Annotated in this window: 13 protein-coding genes; all 13 read right to left on the bottom strand. The window is 62.3% G+C overall.

Annotation, left to right across the window (positions count from 1 at the left end):
- Positions 1-19 precede the first annotated feature (19 nt).
- The 13 genes from ACK4OE_RS13075 to ACK4OE_RS13015 all read right to left on the bottom strand — a co-directional run bounded on the left by ACK4OE_RS13075 (position 20) and on the right by ACK4OE_RS13015 (position 15,490).
- Positions 20-1,294 (bottom strand): type II secretion system F family protein, encoded by a 1,275-nt coding sequence (locus ACK4OE_RS13075; RefSeq protein ID WP_409885245.1) that lies wholly within the window; start codon positions 1,292-1,294, stop codon positions 20-22.
- A 21-nt stretch (positions 1,295-1,315) separates the two neighbouring features.
- Positions 1,316-3,064 carry a GspE/PulE family protein gene (locus ACK4OE_RS13070; RefSeq protein WP_409885244.1) on the bottom strand — a complete coding sequence of 583 codons (1,749 nt, stop codon included), beginning with the start codon at positions 3,062-3,064 and terminating at the stop codon, positions 1,316-1,318.
- Positions 3,048-4,532, bottom strand: coding sequence for an ExeA family protein (locus tag ACK4OE_RS13065; RefSeq protein ID WP_409885243.1), 1,485 nt, complete (start codon positions 4,530-4,532; stop codon positions 3,048-3,050). Before ACK4OE_RS13065 ends, ACK4OE_RS13070 begins: the two co-directional genes overlap by 17 nt.
- Before the next feature lie 3 nt (positions 4,533-4,535).
- On the bottom strand, positions 4,536-5,504 hold the full coding sequence (locus ACK4OE_RS13060; protein WP_409885242.1) for a tetratricopeptide repeat protein: 969 nt from the start codon (positions 5,502-5,504) through the stop codon (positions 4,536-4,538).
- A complete protein-coding gene (gene mshL / locus ACK4OE_RS13055) occupies positions 5,501-7,288 on the bottom strand; it encodes a pilus (MSHA type) biogenesis protein MshL (protein ID WP_409885241.1) in 1,788 nt (595 codons plus the stop codon). Before mshL ends, ACK4OE_RS13060 begins: the two co-directional genes overlap by 4 nt.
- Before the next feature lie 106 nt (positions 7,289-7,394).
- Positions 7,395-7,982 carry a hypothetical protein gene (locus ACK4OE_RS13050; protein ID WP_409885240.1) on the bottom strand — a complete coding sequence of 196 codons (588 nt, stop codon included), beginning with the start codon at positions 7,980-7,982 and terminating at the stop codon, positions 7,395-7,397.
- Entirely contained in the window at positions 7,979-9,280 is a 1,302-nt protein-coding gene (locus tag ACK4OE_RS13045) for a hypothetical protein (RefSeq protein ID WP_409885239.1), read from the bottom strand. The genes ACK4OE_RS13050 and ACK4OE_RS13045 overlap by 4 nt, the downstream gene beginning before the upstream one ends.
- The gene (locus ACK4OE_RS13040; RefSeq protein ID WP_409885238.1) at positions 9,277-9,780 is read right to left on the bottom strand and encodes a hypothetical protein; all 504 of its coding nucleotides are present in this window, start codon (positions 9,778-9,780) and stop codon (positions 9,277-9,279) included. The genes ACK4OE_RS13045 and ACK4OE_RS13040 overlap by 4 nt, the downstream gene beginning before the upstream one ends.
- A complete protein-coding gene (locus ACK4OE_RS13035; RefSeq protein WP_409885237.1) occupies positions 9,781-10,713 on the bottom strand; it encodes a type II secretion system protein in 933 nt (310 codons plus the stop codon).
- A 63-nt stretch (positions 10,714-10,776) separates the two neighbouring features.
- Positions 10,777-11,613: a type II secretion system protein gene (locus ACK4OE_RS13030; protein WP_409885236.1), complete on the bottom strand. Its 837-nt coding sequence runs from the start codon at positions 11,611-11,613 to the stop codon at positions 10,777-10,779.
- Between the two features lie 23 nt (positions 11,614-11,636).
- Complete coding sequence (locus ACK4OE_RS13025) at positions 11,637-12,446, bottom strand: type II secretion system protein (protein ID WP_409885235.1); 810 nt, start codon at positions 12,444-12,446, stop codon at positions 11,637-11,639.
- Between the two features lie 812 nt (positions 12,447-13,258).
- Entirely contained in the window at positions 13,259-14,422 is a 1,164-nt protein-coding gene (locus tag ACK4OE_RS13020) for a Gfo/Idh/MocA family protein (protein WP_409885234.1), read from the bottom strand.
- Between the two features lie 57 nt (positions 14,423-14,479).
- Positions 14,480-15,490, bottom strand: coding sequence for a sugar phosphate isomerase/epimerase family protein (locus tag ACK4OE_RS13015; RefSeq protein ID WP_409885233.1), 1,011 nt, complete (start codon positions 15,488-15,490; stop codon positions 14,480-14,482).
- Positions 15,491-15,667 lie beyond the last annotated feature (177 nt).

Here is a 15,667-nt window from a genome sequence, read left to right as displayed (position 1 = left end):
GAGTGAAAAACCATCTGCATCACTGCCCGCCTCCCATCGTCTGGGTGACCGACTGCCGCACCAGGTCGTACACGGGCAGCAACAGAGCCACGATCAGGAAGAGGAACAACCCACCGGCGACCAGAATGATCAGCGGCTTCAAGATTTCCGCCAGTGACTTGACGACCACTTCCAAGCGCTTGCGGTAGTCGGTGGCCAGGTGGGCGAGTTGCTGGTCCAGACTGCCGGACTCTTCGCCCACAGAGATCATGCGCACGGCCATGGCAGGAAAGCCGCCCGTGCGGCGCATGGAGGACGCCACCGATTCACCGCGCGACACCGACTCAGCCACCTGGATCAGGCGCGTACGGTAGTAGCGGTTCTTGGTAGCACGCCCCAGAATGCGCAGGCTGGAAACAAGGTCGACCCCAGCGCGAACCAGGATCGACAAATGCTCTGTGATGTGCGCCATACCCGAAGACACGAGCAGCGTGCGCGCAATCGGCAGGCGGTGCAGCACGTTGTAGGTGGCAAGCTGAAAGCGCTCCGAACGTCGAAACAGCACCGTACCGGTGATGGCAACAACGGCGACGACGAGCAGCACCCACGGCAGATGGGTGGAAAGCGTGTCGGCAAACGACACGAGACCTTCGGTGATGGGCGGCAGCTTGGCCTGCATCTGCTTGAACAGCCGCGCCATGCTGGGCACCACGTAGTAGATCCAGAAGATCGCTACGCCGATGATGGTGCTGAATACGAAAGCTGGGTAAATCAGCGCAGTTTTGATGTCTCGCTTGATGTTGATCATGCGCTCCACGTGCTCGGCGGCTTCGCCTAGCATGCGGTCCAACGTACCCGTCTGGTCGCCGATGGTAACGAGGTTGCGCACAGTCTCGGGGAACACGTCTGGATGCCGATTGAAAGCCTCGGTCATTCCCACGCCGGCATTCAGGTCGTCCAGCATGTTGCGCGCCACATAGGCCATGGCGCGGTTCTCGCTGGTGTCGCTTTCGTCCACCAGGGTCTGCAGCGCTTCCAGGGCGGGCACGCCCGCGCGCATCATCAGACCCATGTCGCGCAAAAAGCCGGCCAGATCTTCGCCTCGCACCTGGCGGCGAAACAGATGCATGAGCATCTCGGAAAAGAAAGCGAGCCAGGCTGGAAAGCGCCACAGGCTGAGCACCGTGCCGTCGGTGTCCGACTCGATACGCATGCGCACCGACAGCTCACGCTTGACGGCCAAGCGCAGCATGCCGGATCGGACCCTTCCGTGCGGCAACAGCACGCGGTAATAGTAAGTATTGAGAGTGGCCATTGTCGCTTTCGCCAAAGAGGCTCAGTCCTCACCCACCGTGCGCAGAATTTCTTCCATGGTGGTCTCGCCCGCCAGTACGCGGTGGCGCGCCAGGGTCAGGATGGGGCGCATGCCAGCGGCCAGCGCACGTTGCCGCATCTCGGCACGCGACGCGTCCGACGCAATGGCGTCGGCCAGGTCACGGTTGACCACCAGCATTTCATACACAGGCAAACGCCCCAGATAGCCGGTATCGCGGCAATGGTGGCAGCCCACACCGTGGAACACCTGCACGCCGTCGTCGGCGTGTCCCTTACCCAGCCAACGCCGTTCATCGTCCGTTGCCTGGCGTGGCGTGGCACAGTGCGGGCAAATCCGGCGCACCAGGCGCTGGTTGATGACGGCCACCAAGTTTTCTGCAATCGTCTCGGTGTCCACACCCAGCAGCTTCAGCCGGGGCATGACGCCGAAGATGGTGCCCACGTGCAGTGTGGACAGCACCAGGTGGCCGGTGGACGACGCATCCAGCGCAGCGCGCGCTGTTTCCGAATCGCGGATTTCACCCACCAGAATGATGTCCGGGTCGTGCCGCAAGAAGTGCCGCATAGCATTGGCAAACTCATACCCGGCCCTGCGGTTCACCTCGGTCTGGCAGGCCACGGGCACGCGGTACTCCACCGGGTCTTCCACAGTGAGCACGTTGCGCTCGATGAGCGGCTGCATGCGCAGCGCTGCATGCAAGGTGGTGCTCTTGCCCGAACCGGTGGGCCCAGTGATGAGGATCAGCCCGTGGGGCCGAGAGAACGCCTTGGCCATCACGGCCACGTCTTCTTCCATGAAGCCCAGGTCGGCCAGCTTGTCGAGGTTGCTGCGCTCTGGCAGCAAGCGCAGCACCATGCGCTCACCAAATTCAGAGATCAGCGTGGACACGCGAATCGTGAAGTTGTGCTCCATCACCACCGCGGTAAAGCTGCCGTCTTGCGGCAACCGCTGCTCGCTGGCGTCCATGTCGGCCTGCAGCTTGACGTAGACCACCAGGCGGTCCAGCGCGGGCGACAGGGCAAACACGGGGCGCAGCACGCCGTCCACCCGCAGCAGCACCGAGCGGCTTCGCGCTGTGGGCGCCAGATGGATGTCGGTGGCGCGCTCGCGCACGGCCAGGTGCAGCATGTGCTCCAGCAGGCGCGCGGGGCTGTAGGCACGGTCCACATCGGCTTCGAGCTTGCGCACCTCGCTTTCGATCAGCCGTGCAGGCGGATGCTCGGCAAAGTAATAGTGCTGCTGAATGGCCTGCGCCACGCTGTCGAACTCGCCCTGGGAGAAGTGGCAGCCCTTGCCCAGCTTGCGCTGCACCAGTTCGGTCACTGCGTCGGGCTGCGCGTCACCCAGCACCACCTCAATCAGGCCGTCTTCGTTTTCACGAACGGGCAAGAACCCGTAGTTGAGGCACAGCGCGCGGTTGAACAGGCCTGCCACCGCCGTATCTGGCTCGGGCATCTCACTGGCGTTCACAAACTGCAGGCCACGCTGGCCTGCGAGCTGGCGCGCTACCTCATTAGCACTGGCGAAACCCAGTTCCACCAGAAGGTTGCCCATGGGCACCTTCTCGATCTTTTGCTTTTGCAAGACGTAGTCGATGGCCACGGCCGACACCAGCCCGGCGTTGACGAGCGCTGCGCCCAGCGAGGGGCTTTTTTCTCTGAGGACCGCCAGGCGATCAGCAGCAGATACACCAGAAGTTGGTGTTGACTGGCCTGAGGTCTCCAGCAGTGATTCAGCGGGGGGATGCATCCTGGTGCTCCAAAAGTAAGAAGGTCAGTTCGTCAGGCTTGCCCGTGGGGGCCAAACCGTGTTGCTGCTGAAAGCGGGCAAGCGCCTCCCCAGTCTTGGAACCAAATAGTCCGTCATCCAGCTCGCGCAGATCCATCAGGCCCATGCGCTTGAGCCGGCCTTGCACCTTGCGCGTTGCCTCCTGCGCCGCCACGATGTGCCGGGCGTCATCGCGGCCCAGCCAGGCCACCCACGACTCCTGCCCCACCACGAAACGGCAGAACCGGGCCGAGGGATTCAAACTGCCGGTCACGCTGTCAGGCAGGCGCTGTGCATGCACGACTTCGTTGGGGGTGGCCAGCGCCTCCAGCTGGATCTCGCAGGCACGACGGGGAGAAACCTCTGCGGGCGGCGTGGCCGCCTGCGCAGAGGCAGGCAACATCGCGACCTCGACTGCAGCAACCGCTGACGCGCCAGGGAGAGCTGGTGCAGAGGCCACGGCAGTCATAGCCACTGCTTCAGCTTTTGCGCTGGGAGCGCCGGTCTGCTGCGACACCAGCCCAAAGCTGGCAATGGCTACCGTGGCGGTGGTGCCGGCCAGCAGACCCGCAAGAATCCAGGCCTTGCGGTTGCGTGGCGTGTTCGGCCCTGCGACGGCTTTGGCTTCATCGCCCAGGGCGGGCAAATCTGCCACTGCGCGCTGCACCAGTGCCGACGTGACGACCGATCCCCGTGTGCTGGCCAGCCCGTACAGACAGCGGTCCAGCACCAGGTGAATACGTCGCAGGTTGCCCTGCGTGGCGCGGTGCAACGCATCGACTGCAGCAGGCTCGATGGACACGCGCCCTTCGGCCCCTGCCGCGTTCACGCGGAAATCAAAATAGCGCGCCAGTTCGTCCTTGTGCAAGCCATTGAGGCGTGCATGTTTGACGATGCGGCTCTTGAGTTGCCGCAGCTCAGGCGTTGCCAGCGTCTCTTCCAGCTCTGGCTGGCCCACCAGCAGGATCTGCAGCAGCTTCTCCTGCCCGGTTTCAAGGTTGCACAGCAAGCGCACAAGCTCCAGCGAATCAACGCTCAGGTTCTGCGCGTCGTCTATCACCAGCAGGTTGATATCGCCCGCCTGGTGCTTGGCAATCAAAAACTCGGTCAGGTTCGCAAGTCCCTGGTCTACCGATTCCGTGGGTGGCAGCCCAAAGTCGGCCTGTATGGCCGACAGCAAGGCGCTGTCCTGCAGAAAGGTGTTCAGGATTAGTGCCGAGTGGCAGTTCTTGCCGTGCAATGTGTCCAGCAAGCGCCGCACCAGCGTGCTCTTGCCCAGCCCCACTTCGCCCGTCAGCAGCACAAAGCCTTTGCGGGCCTCGATGCAATGGACGATTTCTGCAAAGTCCTCCTCCAGGCGGGGCGTAAAGAAATACGATCCCGCATCCGGCGTGGGAGGAAATGGGTTGCGCGACAAACCCAGCGTTGCATAGATGGAGCTGACTGTCATTCGTTACCGCGCCGCGGGAGTGAACTGGGCCAGGGCCGCGCGCAAGGCGGCGGAGTCGGGCTGCAGACGCACGGCCGCATCCAGCGTTGCCCGGGCTTCTTCGGGCTTTTGCTGACGGGCCTGGATGCTAGCCAGGTTGATAGCGGCTTCTTCGTCGCCAGGCATGCGTTCGATGATGGCCCGATAGCCATCGGCCGCAGCTGCGTCACGCCCTGCACGCAGGTCATACCAGGCCTGGGCGCGCAGCAAACCGATGGACCCGGCGGGCAAACGCTCCTTCAGGGTTCCCAGCGCATGTTCGGCATCAGCGCCACGGCCTTCCTTCATCGCCGTCACGTACCGGGCAAAAAGCCATTCCACCGGGGTATCGTCCACCACGGGTGCCGCAGCCGGCGCTTCAGCGGCCGCAGCAGGTCTGCTGGACCGCGCTTGACGCTGCGGAACGGGCCGTGGCGTCGCCTGCGCTGCAGGTGCGGGCATTGCGGCGGGCTCCATCGCCACAGCCGGGGTGGAGACTCTGGGCATTGCTGTAGCAACGGGGGCTGAGGGGGCAACCACGGCAGGCGCCTGCAGGGCCACATTGATGGGCGCAGCAATCGGTGTTGGCGACGCCATGGGCGCGGCAAGTGCCTGGGTGGCTGCCACGGTAGCTGCGGGCTCTAGCGCTGCAGGCACGGCTGCAGGAGCCGAGACATCTGTAGCTGGCATGGGTGTCACGGACGATGCATCCGGCGGCACCACTGCGTTGACTGGGGCAGTTGCCATGGGGATCAGGTCCGCACGGGGCTTGACCTGGCTTTGCCAGGTAAGCCAGCCCACCACACCAACACCCACCACAATCACAAACGCCAGCAGGGCATCCAGCCATGCAGGGCGACGACGCGCCGCCGTGACAGGCGCGCGCGCCAGCACCAGCTTGGGGTCTTGTTGTGGCGCATCCATGGACTTCAGCGCGTCGTGGATGAGGCTCATAGCACACGCACCCGCAAGACGATGACCAGCTCGCGGCTGCCGTGCACCTTGTTCTCGTTGCCCACCAGCTTGCCCAACAATGGCACATCAGAGATGCCCGGCGCGCCCCGGTCATTGTTGGAAGAGCGCTGGTCGATCAGGCCGCCGACGACCACCACGTCACCGTCACCCACGTTGAGTGTGGTGGTCAAACCCTTGTAGCTCACCTTGGGCAGTGACACCAGGTTTTCGCCGCCCACAGCCACCAGTTGCAGGCTGGCAGGGTCCACATCACTTTGCATGGGGTTGAGCAGCAATTCGATACGGCCATCGTCGCGGACCATCGGCAACACGCCGACCATCACGCCCGAGAACACCGTGTCGGTCTGCACGCTCGACGACGTGGTCGAAGCCCCGCCGCCGGGCACGGTCTGCGTGGATGCCGACTGCGACACATAGCGCGAGCTGGTGCCCACCGACAACAGTGCGGGGGTGCCATTGCGCACCTGAACGTTCGGGTTGGACAGCACCTTCAGGTTGCCGAAGGAGCGCAGCGCGTTGATCACGATCCCATAGTTGCTGCCCTGGTACGACATGCCGAGCGCGGGGCCTGCAACACTGCCAATGAGTGCGGCAGGGATCGAGATGGCACGCGCGGGGTAGCCAGTGCCTGCATTGGGCAGGATTCCAGAACTGCCGCCCAGTTGCATGGGCGACGAGCCAAAACCTGTCGCCAGGCGGCTGCGCAGCGACGTCCAGTCCACGCCAAACTCGAAGTTGTCTGACAGTTGCACGTCGATCAGCTGGGCCTCGACATACACCTGCTTGCCCAGCACCTTGTGCACTTGGGCCAGCATCTTCTCTATTGCGCGCATCTTTGAAGGACGGGCTTTGACGTACAGCGTGCCGGTCATCTTGTTGAGCGTGAAACCGCTGTCCTCGCCCATCGTGGCCAATGGCGCCTGGGGCAAGGCTGGGGGACGGACTGCTCCAGGAGTGCCCACCCACGACGACGTTGCATTGGCCGACATGCCCACGTTTTGCTGCTGCTGTTGCTGCTGTTGTGCGGCGCGGTCCTGTGCGTTGTCACCCAGCACCGCCTTGATGGCGCTTTCCAGTTCCATATAGGGGTCGGTACTGCTGCCGCCCGAGCCAGACATCGTCAGGCTGCCTTGCTGGGCGCCCGACCCGCCGCTGCCACCGCTGCTGCCACCTCCGCTTCCGCCAGAGCTGCCGCTGCCAAACACATTGCCGCCAGAACCCATCTGAATGCTGGTCTTGGTGTTCAGGAAGTTGAGCGCAAAAAACTTCTCTTCTGTCAGGTTCACGCGCAGCGTGTTGCCACGGAACTCACCCGACACGTCGTACGTACGCAGCACTTCATTGAAACCTTCGCGCAACGTGACCTGGCGCAGGTGCATGTCCGCCAGCTGGCCGCCTTTGAGCACATTAGGGTCCACGATCAGGTTGAGCTTGCCGGCATCGGCGAACGCGCTCAGGATCTGGCTGATGCTGGCCTTGGACATCGCCACGTTGATCAGCTTGCCTTCCAGCGGATCAAACACGGGCGCCACCGGCGCGATGACCGGTGCAGCCGCCGCCTTATTCATTTCGGCCAGCAGCAGTTGTTGATGAATCAGAAGCCGCTGCGATTCTTGCGCGGCATGTTCGCGCATCTGGTCGGCCGCGGCGGTGTCCGGCGGGGGCAGGCTCGACGCACTGCGTGGGGTCTGGCTGGCGCACCCACTGAGCACCAGTGCGGCACATACCAGCGCCACGGGCTTGAGAAACGAAGAATGGTTCATGTCGCTGTCCTTGGCGCTGCTAGCGTGATTCTTGAAATGTTCAGGACGAGAGGTTCACAAAGGTGCACGAGGCTCCCCAAAACACTCGCACAGGTTGTTTTTTGGTTCATGGCAGGGTCCGGATGGGGCCTGGCTGGCCGCCTGGCAGGCCGGCTTTGAACTCCTGCGAATTGACGCTCGCGAGCGAGCCATCGGCCCACCGCAACGTACCCACTCGCAGATCGCCCTGAGGCAAGGTCAGCGTCTGGCGACCCAGCCGCTCGGTGACCACCGCCTCGTTGGGGCGCACGCGCACAATGCGGCCGCCGTCGTCCAACCGCGCGCCCTGGCGCGCCAGATGACCGTCAATCACCACAGACTGCGTTTCTGCCGACAGGTCATCCAGGTGCAACGACAACGAGCGACGCGGCAATTGCACGCTGCCCACCACTTCGCTGCCCGGCAAAGGCAACGCAATCAACCCCAGTGGGTCGGTACCGGCGCTGGACGCCTGTGCCTGTATGCGCGACATGGCGTCGAAAGCATTCACCACACGGGCCTGGTCGTTGCGCAAGGCTGGGGGCAACGGCGCCAGTTCAGTAACGATGGGCCTCACCGAAGGCGTACGCGCCTGGCTCAACTGAACCACGCCATACAGCCCCCATCCCAATAAAAGGATGGCAAGGCCATTCAAAAGCAAAGCTGCGAATTTCATGGTTTCACGTTTCCTGTGGCTGTGACCGACGACACCAGCTCATACGAGAAAGCGCCAGGGCCCGTAAAGGTAGGGTCCACGGCCTTGAGCGTCCAACCGGCCGCGATCATCTGGGACACCCAACGGGTCACCGATGCCGATGCGCCAGCCGCCATCACGCCGTCGACCCGGAACGCACGGCCTTTATCCACCCCAGTAGCCGTCTCCAGGCGCACGCGTTGTATACGGATATCCTTTCCAGCGGTCGACTTCAGGAGCGCAAGAAAAGCCACCGGGTCATGCCGCGCGCCTTCGTCCAGCGCACGAGAGAACTCGGCCACAGGCAAAAGCTTTTGCGGTGCTTCGACGGTTGAAACCGCTTGAATGCGTTGCTGCAGTGCCTCCAGTTCGCCGCGCTGGCTCTGCCCGTCTGCACGCTGCTGATCGGCCAACTGGCCCACCAGAAAACCCAGCGCAACCAGCACCACGCCGACCAGCGCCGTCACCACAGTGATCGGAGCCACCCAGCGCTCGGCGCGCCATGCCACACGTTCCACCAGCGGGTTCAGCGCGTGCCGGCCCGCAGCGTCTCTTGCAAGATCAGGCAACACGGTGTGCACACGTTCGCCGCCCATGGCCAGCTCTGTGGTTGGCATCACACCCGGAGCACCACCCAGCACGTTGCGCACAGCCGCCACGCAGGTGTCGATGTCAGCGGTGTTCGTGGTCCACATCGTGCCCCACTCCACGCCATCGGCACCCAGCCGCGTCAGCAATGCACCCTGGTTGGCCGTCAGCACCTGAGCCGCACTGGCAATGGCCGAAACGCCCGAACCCAGTGCCTGGGTAGAGCCAAACACCATGCCCTCTTCTGTCTGTGCAAAGGACATCAGCCGACGCTGCGAGAGCATCACGCGCGCGTGGCCGCTGGAGACACCATGGCTCAGCAGCCCCCCAGCGGTCATCACCAGGCAATGGTCCGCCTGCTCTTGTGCCCACTGCGTGCAGCGCTGCCACAACTCCAGAGAGATGGCGGTGAAATACACCTGAAACCCGCCCGGCATCTTGACCAGGCGGTGGACCACGATGTGTGCAGCGCCTTCGACCAGCCCTTGCGTGCGAACGCGCTTTTCAACCAGCGCCTGCGCGTAGTCCGACTTGCCCTCAAAGCGCCATACATCGGTAAAAACATCGTCCAGGTCCAGCACCACCAGGGCGGTGTGGGTCAAACGCGGCCAGGCTGGAACATCCTCTACCCGGTGGCCATGGCAATGCAGCCAGCCCGCATTGGTAACGCGATAAATATGCTCGGTGCTCATGGCTTTGCCCGAAGGGGTTGCGAAACAGACACCGTCTGAAAGTGCAGCGTGCCGCTGACGCCCAGCGTCAGGCCTTGGTCACCCGGCTGCGGGGGCAGAAAAAGGCTTGCCTCAGGCGACACCGTGGAAATGTCGAACAGGTCGGCCACAAAAATGGCACCTGCGCCGCCACGCCCCAACTCACCCAGAAACTGCGCAGCCTCAACGCGGGTGGCAGGCCCCTGCGAGCGGCGCAACTTGCGCTCGCCCCATTGCGAAGGGTCAAACCCCATGCGCTCCACCTGCCGCGCCACGTCGTTGATCGACCGCACCAGTTGCTCGCGCTGCTGCACTTCAGGAATCAGGCGACGGGCGTTGTCCAGGCCCAGTTGCAGCTGAGCGTACTGCTGGCGCTCAAACGCCAGGCGCTTGAGCCCACTTTGCGCCAGCCAGGCGCCACCACCCAACAAGGCGGTAGCCAGCGCCAGAGAGACAAGCTTGAGCGTGCGGGTCGCGTTCAATTACTGCTCCATGATCCAGTGGGCGGTCAGCAGGATGACCTGGTCTTCGTCCAAAGTACGGCCGTCAGTTGTGCCTCCAGCGCTGTTGTTCGGATTGTTTACTACCCCTGGCCGCGCATCGTTATTAGTCATGGCAGTCGCTCCGGCGCCCCCTCCCAGGCTGGTGCCCAGGGTGTTGTTGGCTTCCCATTGGGTGCCTGGTGCGTTCGCCTGATTCGCACCGCCGTTGGCATGCGCAGGGCGGCCTTGAATGCGGAATCGTCCTTCGCGCGAATCAGGCTTGCCATCGATCACTTGGTCCATAAAGCGCGCGAGATCCGGGGTCAAACCGCGAACAACCATCACATTGCCAGCACCGCTGGCAGTGCCGCTCGCATTGAACTGGAAACACACCTGCAGCTCGGCTGGGTTGCCGTTGGAGTCGATGTACAAGAAGCGGTCTTCGTGTCCTTCTCCACGCCCCGGAGGCATACGAACGCCAGCACGCGTCATCAAATCGCGCAGATTCAGAGTCGCAAGTGCGGCGTCGCCATCACCCACCGCACCCGCCGCGTAACCTTGCCCCGCACAAATCTTGGAGCCGCGGCCCGCAAAGCTGGCTGGAATCCCTGGTACTGCCATGGAGCCAGCGCGGCTGCACGCGTTGCCGTTATTAATGGTAGTTTCAGAGCCATCAACCATGTACGTTGGCGCCTGCTGGCAGTCGCCCAGCACGCCACCGGTACGTTGGTAGTACTGGTCGTATGACATTTTCCACTGGTAAACAAACTTGTTGACGGCCTTTTGATATTCAGCATTGCGCTGCACATCCTTGGCAATCGCAACCGCACCGATGATGAGACCGATGACAGCGAGCACGATGGCCAGCTCTACCAGGGTGAAACCTTGCTGGACCTTGCGGCCAAGCCTGCGAAATGAATTGGATTTAGACATTAAAAATCTCCGGCGATGAGTCGAAACGGATGAGATACGGGTTTAAGAGGGGTTGACGACCAGTTACTGGTTCATCTTGTAGATGGCAGTGACGATGGCCACCTGGTCTTCGTCAAAGCCCTGGTTGTTGTTGGTGCCGATCAGATCGCGGTTGCTGCGGTTCCATTCCTGACCTGGGGCGTTGACGGCACCGCCTGCGTTGTTGAGAACCCCTTGACGGCGGAACCGGCCTTCGCGTTCATCGGGTTTGCCGTCAATCATCTGGTCGAGCGATCGGGCCAGGTCAGGCGTCAACCCGGTAATGACCATCACATTGCCAGCGCCCTCACCTATTGCGTTGACTGCCGATCCACTCGCGAGGGGCACATTCCATTGGAAGCAAACCTGGATTTCCTGCGGGTTCCCGTTGCTGTCCAAATATACGTAACGATCTTCCAGTCCTTCAGCACGGCCGGGAGGCATGCGGATGCCGGCACGAGTCATCAACTCGCGCAGATCAGGATCGGTACCGCTTGTAAATCCGCGAGTCATTCCCTGGCCTGCTGCAGCGCGGCAGATAGCGTTAGGCGTCACGGCACGGTTGGTCATGTTGCGCCCCGAACGACGAGCGCCGTTATTGGTCCACAGCTCTCCGTTGACCATGTTCTGAGGGGCGACCTGGCTGTCGCCGAGCACCACACCGGTCCGTTGGTAGTACTGGTTGTAAGCCTGCTCCCACTGATCAATGAACTTGTTCTTGACCTTGGTGTACTCGGCGTTGCGCTGCACATCTTTGCCAATGGCGACAGCTCCAATGATGAGACCGATGACTGCGAGCACCACTGCCAGTTCGACGAGGGTGAAGCCTTGCTGCTGACTGGAACGCAAGCTACGGCTGAGGGTCTTGGAAAGGTGTTTCATGATGGTGTTTACCTGACACGGCCTTACTGGTTCATCTTGTAAATTGCGGTCAGCGTGATGACCTGCTCCTCATCGCGCGTGGTGCCTTGCGTTTGAGCTGCGGGCGTTGCGGCCCCTCGACCAAACGTGTTGTTGGCAGACCATTCGACACCGGGGCCGTTGGGTGTCCCATTGGCGATGCCACGAAGGCGGAACCGCCCCTCCTGGGCATCTGGCTTGCCATCAATCATCTGGTCCAGCATGCGGGCCAGATCTGGCGTCAGCCCCGCGATCACCATCACGTTGCCAGCACCTTCGGGCGTTGTGGGGCGATTCCACTGGAAGCAAACTTGGATTTCTTGCGGAGAACCGTTTGTGTCCGTATAGACAAATAGGTCCTCTTGGCCTTCAGCGCGGCCTGGGGGCATGCGAATGCCCGCGCGCGTCATCATGTCGCGCATGGTGACCACTGGCGTGTTGCTGCGCATCACACCTGTCTCAGGAAGGCGCGCACACACAGGCACGGGCTCGGCACCAACAGCCACCAGAGTCGCCATGTTGCCCCCCGAGGTGGGCGCACCGACAGCCGCTGTGTATGCCGCACCGTTGACCATGATCCGCGGTGCTATCTGGCTGTCACCCACCACCACGCCAGTGCGCTGGTAGTACTGGTTGTAAGCCTGCTCCCACTGGTCCACAAACTTGTTTTTGATCTTGGTGTATTCAGCGTTGCGCTGTACATCCTTGCCGATGGCCACAGCGCCGATGATGAGACCGATGACGGCCAGAACAACTGCCAGCTCGACCAGGGTGAAACCACCCTGCGCGGCTCGGGGGCTAGCGGGCCGTTGCATGCGCCGAGACGGCAGGACGGGGAAGAGTGATCGCATGATTTCCTCAAGCGTTGAAATAGAAGTGAGCGCGGAGGCTACCAAACGTAACCATTGTTAACAAGTGAAAACTGCACATGCCTAAGCAACCCAAAAAACTGCAATTTCAGTGGTCTTCAAGCCGCGTAAAACGCGGCAATTCAGAAGAAACGAAATCGCAAAAAACCCAATTTTCCTTAATGAAATCAATGGACTTATCTCATCCATCCATAGTCTTCACATGATCATTTGAAGGTGCGCAAGCATCGCGCAACAGTCGTTAACAATCCATAGTGCTTATGTATTAGTGACACGAAAGAAACAAATACAAACAATTAAACATGCAATTCGATAATTTTTAACTATCGAAAAAAACAAGGGAATACCCTTGTTTTTTTAAGCGTGTTTGTCAGTGGACTGGGTAGGTCGCGGTCGACATCACTGCGCTACCGGCTAAAGCGCCCGATGCCGCTGTGCATGCAATCGGCTGCTACCCGTCGCAGATGCCGAATGCGCAAGACCAGTGCAGACGGTCATGCGTCATGACGCTTTCGGGGCGCGGAGCGAAAGAAGACCCAACTCTCAGGCGCCGCCCAAGTGCTCAGCGGGTGTGGTGTTGCATGCTTGACGGCACATTTAAAACCGATGGATTTTTGGTCAGGGCCAGGCGCAAACCACTGCGATATCCGTAGGTATCGCAAAGATTTGCAACGCCGCCCTGGCCGAAAAGACGCGGTTTCAAATGCCGGACAGCGTGCAACACCGCACTAGACCAACCCAGCGCGCGTGAATGGGTCTCAACCCATCGCCGTCCACTTGCGCTCGCTCGCAGCGGACTCCACCACCTTCTCGATGAAACGCACGCCCTGCGCGCCGTCTTCCACGCGGGGGTAGTCGGCGGCCAGTGGGTCTGCAGCCGTGCCCGACTGGCGTGCGCGGATGTCAGCGGCCACGCCCAGGTACACGTTGGCAAAGGCTTCGATAAAGGCCTCGGGGTGGCCTGCGGGAATGCGCCCTGCGCGGCGCGCCGATTCGCTGAGCCAGGGGGCGCCGCGCGTGAGGATGCGGCGCGGGCCGTCCACTGGTGAGTGCACCAAATGGTTGGGCTCTTCCTGCCGCCAGGTGATGGTGCCCAGCGTGCCCGAGATTTGCAGGCGCAAGTCGTTCTCCAGCCCGGCAGCCACTTGCGATGCCACGATGAAGCCGCGTGCGCCGCTGTCGTAGCGCAACAGCAGCTGGGCATCGTCATCCAGCCGCCGCCCTGCACCAAACGCCGTGAGGTCGGCGCACACAAATGCGGGGCGCTGGCCAGTGACCGTGGCGGCCAGGTTTTCGGCGTGCGATCCGATGTCGCCCATGGTGCCCGCACTGCCACTGCGCGCGGGGTCCAGGCGCCAGTCGGCTTGTTTGTTGGCGCCACCCTCTTCCACTGCCGTCGCCAGCCAGCCCTGGTTGTATTCGACGGTGATCTTGCGGATCGCGCCCAGCGCGCCGCTTTGCACCAGGTGGCGCGCCTCGCGCACCATCGGGTAACCGGTGTAGTTGTAGGTCACGCCGAACACGGTGCCCGCCTTCTTCACGGCCGCCACCAGTTCGTCGGCCTGCGCGCGGGTGTGCACCAGCGGCTTGTCGCACACCACGTTGAAACCTGCCTGCACAAACGCCAGCGCCACCGGGTGGTGCACATGGTTGGGGGTGACGATGCTCACCAGGTCGATGCGCTCGTCAGGGCTGCGGCGCAGTTCGTCGGCCAGCAGGTCTTGCCAGCTGCCGTGGTTGCGGTCAGCCGCCAGGCCCAGCTCGGCGCCGGATGCGCGGGCACGTTCGGGCGATGACGAGAGTGCGCCCGCCACCAGTTCAAACTGGCCATCCAGCGCCATCGCCTTGCGGTGCACTGCGCCGATGAAGGCACCATGGCCGCCGCCCACCATGGCGTAGCGGAGCTTTTTGGGACTGGACATACGAAACGCCTTTGCTGGCTTGTGTGTTGTTGTTGTCGGTTTTATGCAGGAGTGCGGCTAGGCCTGCTTGTCCCGCGCAAAGACGGCGTCGAACGCGCCAGCGGCGGGCTTGAAATCCAGCCGCTTGCAAAACGCCGCGCTCTCCGTGGCGCCGTGCACGCGGTCCATGCGGCTGTCTTCCCACTCCACCGACAGCGGGCCCTGGTACCCAATGTCGTTGAGCACAACGATGATGGATTCGAAATCGATCATCCCGCGCCCCACGCTGCGAAAGTCCCAATTGCGCCGCGCATCTCCAAAGCTGGTGTGCCCGCCAAACACGCCCACCGTGCCGTCGCCCTTGCCCCACCAAACGTCCTTCATGTGGGCGTTGTAGATGCGATTGCCAAACTGGCGGATGAACTTGACGTAGTCCACGCCCTGGTAGGCCAGGTGGCTCGGGTCGTAGTTGAAGCCGAAGCGCGTATTGCCGCCCACCGCCGCAATCGCGCGCTCAGCCGAAGCAATGTCGAACGCGATTTCAGTGGGGTGCACTTCGAGTGCAAAGTTGATGTCGTGCGCTTCGAACACATCCAGGATGGGGCCGAAGCGCTTCGCAAAATCGGCAAAGCCCTTGTCCCAGTACGCCTGCGTGGTGGGCGGAAAGGCATAGATCGAATGCCACACCGACGAGCCGGTGAAGCCCGTCACCGTCTTCACGCCAAACTTCGCGGCAGCGCGCGCCGTGTCGGCCAGCTCGCTCGCGGCCCGCTGGCGCACGCCCTCGGGCTCGCCGTTGCCCCACACATGCGGCGGCAGGATGGACTGGTGGCGCTCGTCGATCAGGTCGCACACGGCCTGGCCCACCAGGTGGTTGCCGATGGCAAAACATTGCAGGCCGTGCTGGGCCAGCAGTGCATGTTTGTCTTTGACGTACTGGGGCGACGCCAGCGCCTCCTGCACATTGAAATGGTCGCCCCAGCACGCCAGCTCCAGGCCGTCGTAGCCCATGCTTTTCGCCAGCGGCGCGAGTTCTGCCAGTGGCAGGTCGGCCCACTGGCCGGTGAAGAGGGTGACGGGTCTTGGCATGGAGGCTCCAAGGGGTTGAATACGGTGCGATGCCGCTAGCAGCTATATTTTCAATAGCTGCTAGCGCTTACTGGATAAGCGATAGAGGCCAATTTGGCTCGATTTTTCACACATCTCAGATCGCCCCTCACTCCCTCTCCCCTGGTGGGAGAGGGCCGGGGAGAGGGGGGAGTGAAA

This window comes from Acidovorax sp. (assembly GCF_046314175.1).
Taxonomy (GTDB): domain Bacteria; phylum Pseudomonadota; class Gammaproteobacteria; order Burkholderiales; family Burkholderiaceae_C; genus Acidovorax.
This window is presented reverse-complemented; position numbering and strand designations above follow the sequence as displayed.